The sequence below is a fragment of the Pseudoduganella sp. OTU4001 genome (assembly GCF_038440195.1).
Taxonomy (GTDB): domain Bacteria; phylum Pseudomonadota; class Gammaproteobacteria; order Burkholderiales; family Burkholderiaceae_D; genus Rugamonas.
Genome location: NZ_JASATG010000008.1, coordinates 192,370 through 199,578 on the forward strand (window position 1 = coordinate 192,370; position 7,209 = coordinate 199,578).

A 7,209-nucleotide genomic window follows, 5' to 3' on the forward strand; every position below is an offset into this window, starting at 1 on the left:
TGGGGCTTTTGAGGCAGCGCAACGGCAAATAGTTTATATTGTTGCTTATTTCGCGAAAAAGACTGTCCGAAACACCATGAAATTCGATGTAGCGATTGTCGGCAGCGGCTTGGCCGGCCTTTCTGTAGCACTCCACCTGGCGGAAAGCCGCAAAGTAGCCATCATTTCCAAGCGCGCACTGCTCGATGGCGCCAGTAACTGGGCCCAGGGCGGTATCGCCGCTGTGCTGGACTCTGGCGACAGCCATGAGCAGCATATTTCCGACACCCTGGTGGCCGGCGGCGGCCTGTGCGACGAAGGCGCCACCCGCTTCATCGTGGAGCACGGGCGGGAAGCCATTGAATGGCTGATCGGGCTTGGCGTGCCATTCACCCGCGACGAGAACGCCGAACTGGGTTTCCACCTCACGCGTGAAGGCGGCCATAGCCAGCGCCGCATCATCCACGCGGCGGACGCCACCGGCCACGCGGTCCAGGTCACGCTGGAAGAAAAGGTGCGCGCACATCCGAATATCAGCCTGTTCGAACAGCATTGCGCGATTGACCTGATCACCACCGACAAACTGGGCCCGCGCCCCGACAATGCCCCGCCACGCTGCCACGGCCTGTATGTGCAGGACGTCCAGACCGGCCAGGTGCACACGGTGGCAGCCGAGCATACGGTCATGGCGACCGGCGGCGCCGGCAAGGTCTATCTGTACACCACCAATCCCGACACTGCCAGCGGCGACGGCATTGCCATGGCATGGCGCGCCGGCTGCCGCGTGTCGAATATGGAATTCATCCAGTTCCACCCGACCTGCCTGTACCACCCCTACGCCAAGTCCTTCCTGATCACGGAAGCTATCCGCGGCGAAGGCGGCCTGCTCAAGCTGCCGCCGGAAGCCGGCGCATCGGCGGGCCAACGCTTTATGCTGGCGCATGACGAACGCGCGGAGCTGGCGCCACGCGATGTGGTGGCCCGCGCCATCGACTTTGAGATCAAGAAGCGCGGCCTGGACTACGTGCACCTTGATATCAGCCATAAACCAGCCGATTTCCTGATTTCGCACTTCCCGACCATTTACGCGCGCTGCCTCGAACTGGGCATCGACATCACCAAGCAGCCGATCCCGATCGTGCCGGCCGCCCACTACACCTGCGGCGGCGTCGTGACCGACTTGTTCGGCCGCACCGACCTGCCAGGCCTATATGCCGTCGGCGAGACTGCCTGCACCGGCCTGCATGGCGCCAACCGCCTGGCTTCCAACTCCCTGCTTGAGTGCGTGGTGGTGGGACGTGCCTGCGCCCAGGACATCCTGGCGCAAGAGCAGGAAGGCGCGCCTTACCTGCCGGACTGGGACGCCAGCCGCGTGACCGACGCCGATGAAGAAGTGGTGATCGCCCACAACTGGGATGAACTGCGGCGCTTCATGTGGAATTACGTCGGCATTGTGCGTACCACCAAGCGCCTTGAACGCGCCCAGCATCGCATCGCCCTGCTGAAAGAGGAGATCGACGAGTATTACCGCCACTTCCGCATCACCAGCGACCTGCTGGAGTTGCGCAACCTGGTGGAAGTCGCTTCGCTGATCGTCAACAGCGCATTGCAGCGGCGCGAGAGCCGCGGCCTGCACTTCAGCCGCGACTATCCTGCCACCCTGCCTAAGGCGCTGCCGACCGTACTCACGCCGGACCGCCGTTGATACCTACAGCGGCGGCACGCTCACCTCGTGCCGCGCGCCCAGGCGTTTCAATTCCCCGCTTTCGACCATGCGCTGGAATTCGGCATCGAATTCCTTGCGCAGCGCATCGGAGGCCGGCCGCTTGGGGAAGGCAAAGTAACCATCCTGCACCTCGATCACTTGCGGCAGCATGGTCAGTTGCCCCAGCATCCCCAATCGGCCAAGAACCGGCTCCGTATTACGCCGGTTACTGGCGAACATATGGGCATGCTGGGCAGCCAGCATCTTCAAGCCGCTATCGACGCTATTGACCACGTCCAGCTTCAATTGCGGCCGCGCCTTATCAAACGCATTGCCATAAGCCCAGCCATTGACGATCACGATGCGTTTGTCGGCCAGCGCCGCGTAATCGCCATTCCAGTCCGTGGCTGCTCCCTTACGGACGTAGAACACCATCTGGTCCTGGTAAAACGGAAGTTTGGAGAACGCCATGAGCTGCTGGCGTTCGAAAGTCTTGTAAGGCCCGACGAGAATGTCGGCCTTCCCCTGGGCGACCAGGGCTTGGGCGCGGGACCAGGGATAGAGTTCGAAGATGGCGCGGTGGCCAAGGCGCTGCGCGATGAGCCGCACCACCTCGGGCCCGAAGCCGACGATTTCGCCCTCCTGGCCCCGTTCATAAACACGTTCGAAGTGGGTGCCGATCACCAGCAAATCGCGGGCCGCCGCCGGCAGGCAACAGAGCAAGGCGAAGATTGCAGCAGTGAGTTTGCGCATGTTTCCCTCCCTGTGGCCCATGATACCATTTCCATATGACTATTCCAGCTACCCTGCGCCCTGCCCGCATGACCGATTTGGCAACGATGGAAGCGCTGATCAAACGTTCGGGAATCGAATTAAGCAAGGGTTTCTACACCGAGCAGCAAGCCTCGGCGGTGACGCGCCACGTTTTTGGCGTCGATACGCAATTGGTGGAAGACGGGACTTACTTCGTCATCGAGCGTGATGGCGTGCTGCTGGCCTGTGGCGGCTGGAGCAAGCGCGCTACGCTGTTTGGCGGCGACCAGCACAAGAAGGGGCCGGATCCCCTGCTCGATCCGGCCACCCAGCCGGCCCGCATCCGGGCGTTTTTTGTCGACCCTACTGTGCCGCGCCAGGGCCTGGGGCGCATGTTGATGGATTTCTGCGAAAGCGAAGCCCGCAACGCAGGCTTCCACTTCATGGAGCTAGCCGCGACCATGCCGGGCGTGCCGCTATATCGCGCCTGCGGGTTCGAAGAGGTGGAGCCAATGGCGCTTGCGCTGCCGGATAATGTTTCAGTCCCATTGCTCCGGATGCGCAAGCGGATCGGCTGATCAGCCGTTGAACCCTTTGCCTTCGCCCGCCAGCTTGACCAGCAGCGGAGCGGGTTTCCAGGCTTCTCCATGGCGGCCCTTGGCGAACTTCTCGATACTGGAGAGCACATTCGTCAGGCCCATGGTATCGGCGTAGAACATCGGGCCGCCACGGTATAGCGGGAAGCCATAACCGGTCAGGTACACCATATCGATGTCCGAAGCGCGCAAGGCAATCCCCTCTTCCAGGATCAGCGCACCTTCATTGACCAGCGCATACACCAGGCGCTCAACGATTTCCTGGTCGCTGATCTTGCGGCGCTCGACGCCGATATCTGCCGAGTGCTTGACGATCATGCCGTTCACCACGTCGCTCGGATAGGCCTTGCGGTCGCCTTCCTTGTAGTCATACCAGCCGGCGCTGGTCTTCTGGCCGAACCGGCCCATTTCGCACAGCAGGTCGGCGGTCTTCGAATAGACAACTTCCGGCTTTTCCACGTAGCGGCGTTTGCGGATGTACCAGCCGATATCGTTGCCGGCCAGGTCGCTCATGCGGAATGGCCCCATCGGGAAGCCGAATTTTTCGATCGCCTTATCCACCTGCTCCGGCAGCGCGCCCTCCTCAAGCAGGAAGCCGGCCTGACGGAAGTACTGCTCGATCATGCGGTTGCCGATAAAGCCATCACACACGCCGGAAACAACGCCGGTCTTCTTGAGCTTTTTCGACAAGGCCATGGTGGTCGCCAGCACGTCCTTGCCGGTCTCCTTGCCGCGCACGACCTCCAGCAGCTTCATGACATTGGCAGGGCTGAAGAAATGGGTGCCGACCACATCTTGCGGACGCTTGGTAAAGGCGGCAATCCGGTCCAGGTCCAGGGTCGAAGTGTTGGACGCCAGGATGGCGCCGGGCTTCATCACCTCATCCAGCTTACGGAACACGGTTTCCTTCACGCCCATGTCTTCAAACACGGCTTCGATCACGATGTCCGCGTCGCCGATCGCTGCGTAATCCAGGGTCCCGCTGATCAGCGCCACGCGCTGGTCGAACTTCTCCTGCGTCAGCTTGCCCTTCTTCAGGGTGTTTTCATAATTCTTGCGGATCGTCGCGATGCCCTTATCCAGCGCTTCCTGTTTGGTTTCCAGCAGCACGACCGGAATCCCTGCGTTCGCAAAGTTCATCGCAATGCCACCGCCCATGGTGCCGGCGCCGATCACGGCGGCCTTGGCGATGGTGCGGGTCGGCGTATCGGAAGGCACGTCCGGGATCTTGCTGGCGGCGCGCTCGGAAACAAAGGCATGGCGCAGCGATTTGCATTCAGTTGTTTGCATCAGGTGCAGGAAACGTTCGCGCTCAAACTTCAGGCCCGCTTCGAACTCCATCGTCACCGATGCCGCCACAGTCTCTACGCACTCGAGCGGCGCCGGGAACGGGCCGGCCACCGCCTTGACGGTATTGCGGCTGAATTGCAGGAAGGCCTCGTGGTTCGGATACTCGACTTTTCGCTCGCGTACTTTCGGCAGCGGACGCGTATCAGCAATCGATTCGGCGAAAGCGCGGGCTTCGGCCAACAAGTCTGCGCCGGCTGGCAGCAGCTTGTCGAAAATCGCCGTACCGGCCAGCTTTTCCGACAGGACCGGCGTACCGGAAACGATCATATTCAAGGCCATCTCCAGGCCCAGGACGCGTGGCAGGCGCTGCGTACCGCCTGCGCCAGGCAGCAAGCCCAGTTTCACTTCCGGCAGTGCGATCTGGGCGCCAGGCAGCGCTACGCGGTAATGGCAACCCAAGGCCAACTCAAGACCGCCCCCCATGGCGACCGAGTGGATGGCGGCAACCACCGGCTTGCTGCACCCTTCCACTGCACGGATCAAAGTGTGCAGGGTCGGTTCCGTCAACGCTTTAGGCGAATTGAATTCCTTGATATCGGCGCCGCCTGAGAATGCCTTGCCGGCGCCTGTCAGGACCACGGCCTTGACCGCATCGTCGTCCTGCGCACGGCGGATACCTTCGATAGCTGCGCTGCGGGTGGCCAGGCCCAGTCCATTGACCGGTGGATTATTCAGCGAAATGACGGCGATAGAACCGTGGACTGCGTAATCTGCACTCATAGATCGTCTCTTCCTTCTTAGTATGGTGGTGATACCGAACAGCTACTATAACCCAGAAATAGAACGGTCGTACACTTTCTTTTGACATCAATGCCGAGATTATATGTGACTTTCTTTGATGTTAATCTGTCTTCCAATCGCGAAATATTGCAAGTGATTGATTTGTCTCAGCAATTGCGCCGCAAATAAAATACTGACAACTTAGTTTTCATAATAGTCAGACTTACTTACGACAGATAATAAAGTATTTTAGATTACGCTTGCTTTGGGGAAATTGAGCACCTAAGATTCCGTGAAACATCGGTCTATAGAGCTCGCTCCACGACGGCAGGACTGCCAGATACTTAAATGAAAACTATCACTACCTACTCCGCAGCAATCGCTGCTGCAATCGCTACGCTGGCGGCTTCAGCCGTCGCAGCTCCATCTGAACACTTTGCCCCGGGTCGCATCATCGTTGAGCCGCGCGCCGGCCTCACCGTTGATGAAATGGGCAAAATCCTTAAGCAACATAGCGGCACGGCGAGCAAACTGGGCCAGAGCAATATCCATATTGTGGACCTGCCAAAAGGTTCGGAGAAAGCCGTCGCCAACAAGCTGAAGAACAATCCGCACTTCAAATTTGCTGAACTGGACGAGCGCGTGGAAGTTTCCGCCGCCGCCAACGACCCATATGCCGGCAGCCAATGGCATCTGCCCAAGATTGGCGCCAACACCGCCTGGGATTCCACCCAGGGCACCGGCATCACCATTGCAATCCTGGATTCGGGTCAGGACGCTAGCCACCCTGACCTGGTTGGCAATACCGTCGCCGGCTACAACGCTTACGAAAACAACACCAATACCGCTGACGTTTGCGGCCATGGCACCAAGGTCGCGGGCGCAGCTGCAGCAGTGACCAATAATGGCGCTGGCGTGGCCGGTGTCGCAGGCCAAGCCAAGATCATGCCGGTGCGGATCGCCTTCTACGACGCCGGCTGCTACGCCTACTTCTCCACCATGGCCAGCGGCGTCACCTACGCAGCCGACCACGGCGCCCGTGTCGTCAACATCAGTTACAGCAGTGTGCCGACCAGCTCTGCCGTACAAAGCGCTGCCAACTACCTGCGCAGCAAGGGCGGCCTGTTGTTCGTTTCCACCGGCAACAACGCCAGGGACGAGAATTTCACTCCGACCACCACCATGATTCCGGTGTCGTCCACCGATTCGGCCGACAACCTGTCGAGCTTTTCCAGCTGGGGCAACTTCACCGCCCTTTCGGCGCCCGGATCGGGCATTTACACCACTGTCAGCGGCGGCAGCTACGGCGCGGCCAGCGGCACTTCCTTCGCCAGCCCGATTGCTGCAGCCGTCGCCGCCCTGGTAATGTCCGCCAAACCATCACTGACGGCGGACCAAGTGCAGAACATCCTGTTCACCACGGCCGTTGACCTGGGGACTGTCGGCCGCGACAACAAATTCGGTTATGGCCGCGTCAACGCTGCCGGCGCTGTAGCGGCCGCCCTGTCCACTCCTACGCCGGACACCACCGCGCCGACCGTGGCGATCACCAGCCCGGCCGGCGGCTCCACCGTCTCCGGCCTGGTATCGATCAGCGTGAACGCTGCCGACAATGTCGGCGTGTCGCGTGTCGAACTGAAAGTGAATGGCACCGTGGTGGCGTCCGACACCTCTGGCCCATTCGGCTTCTCCTGGGATTCGGCCGGCGTCTCCAACGGCATGAACAACCTGGTCGCCATCGCTTACGATGCCGCCGGCAATGTCGCCACCTCCAGCACGGTGCAGGTCAACGTGGCTAATGCCGTACCGCCACCAGTGGCCGATACTGTCGCACCGGTCATAACCATCACCAATCCGGTTGCTGGCCGCGTATCCGGCAACGTGAGCGTGCAACTGAATGCCTCCGACAACAGCGGCGCCGCCGGCATCACCATGAGCCTGTACATCGACGGCAAACTGAAAGCTTCCGGCACGGGCTCTTCCATGACCTACAACTGGAACACCAGGAAGGAAGCCGCCGGCAGCCACACCATCCAGGCCGTAGCCCGGGATGCCGCCGGCAATACCTCCACGACGTCGGTTCAAGTGACCCGCTGAGTTAACACT

The 7,209-nt window shown here is 60.6% G+C and carries 5 protein-coding genes; 3 read left to right on the top strand and 2 right to left on the bottom strand.

The window, feature by feature from the left end; genetic code table 11:
• Positions 1-76: 76 nt before the first annotated feature.
• Positions 77-1,684 carry an L-aspartate oxidase gene (gene nadB / locus AAHE99_RS10255; protein ID WP_342116976.1) on the top strand — a complete coding sequence of 536 codons (1,608 nt, stop codon included), beginning with the start codon at positions 77-79 and terminating at the stop codon, positions 1,682-1,684.
• Positions 1,685-1,687: 3 nt separating this feature from the next.
• Here the strand turns inward: nadB and AAHE99_RS10260 are convergent, their stop codons facing one another.
• Positions 1,688-2,437, bottom strand: a complete 750-nt coding sequence (locus AAHE99_RS10260) for a substrate-binding periplasmic protein (RefSeq protein WP_342116977.1) — start codon at positions 2,435-2,437, stop codon at positions 1,688-1,690.
• A gap of 35 nt (positions 2,438-2,472) precedes the next feature.
• On the opposite strand from AAHE99_RS10260, the gene AAHE99_RS10265 reads away from it, so the two are divergent.
• The gene (locus tag AAHE99_RS10265; RefSeq protein WP_342116978.1) at positions 2,473-3,015 is read left to right on the top strand and encodes a GNAT family N-acetyltransferase; all 543 of its coding nucleotides are present in this window, start codon (positions 2,473-2,475) and stop codon (positions 3,013-3,015) included.
• Here AAHE99_RS10265 and AAHE99_RS10270 read toward each other — a convergent pair whose 3' ends face one another.
• Positions 3,016-5,103 (bottom strand): 3-hydroxyacyl-CoA dehydrogenase NAD-binding domain-containing protein, encoded by a 2,088-nt coding sequence (locus tag AAHE99_RS10270; protein WP_342116979.1) that lies wholly within the window; start codon positions 5,101-5,103, stop codon positions 3,016-3,018.
• A 348-nt stretch (positions 5,104-5,451) separates the two neighbouring features.
• Here AAHE99_RS10270 and AAHE99_RS10275 point away from each other — a divergent pair, with 348 nt between their 5' ends.
• A complete protein-coding gene (locus tag AAHE99_RS10275; protein WP_342116980.1) occupies positions 5,452-7,200 on the top strand; it encodes a S8 family serine peptidase in 1,749 nt (582 codons plus the stop codon).
• Positions 7,201-7,209: the final 9 nt, after the last annotated feature.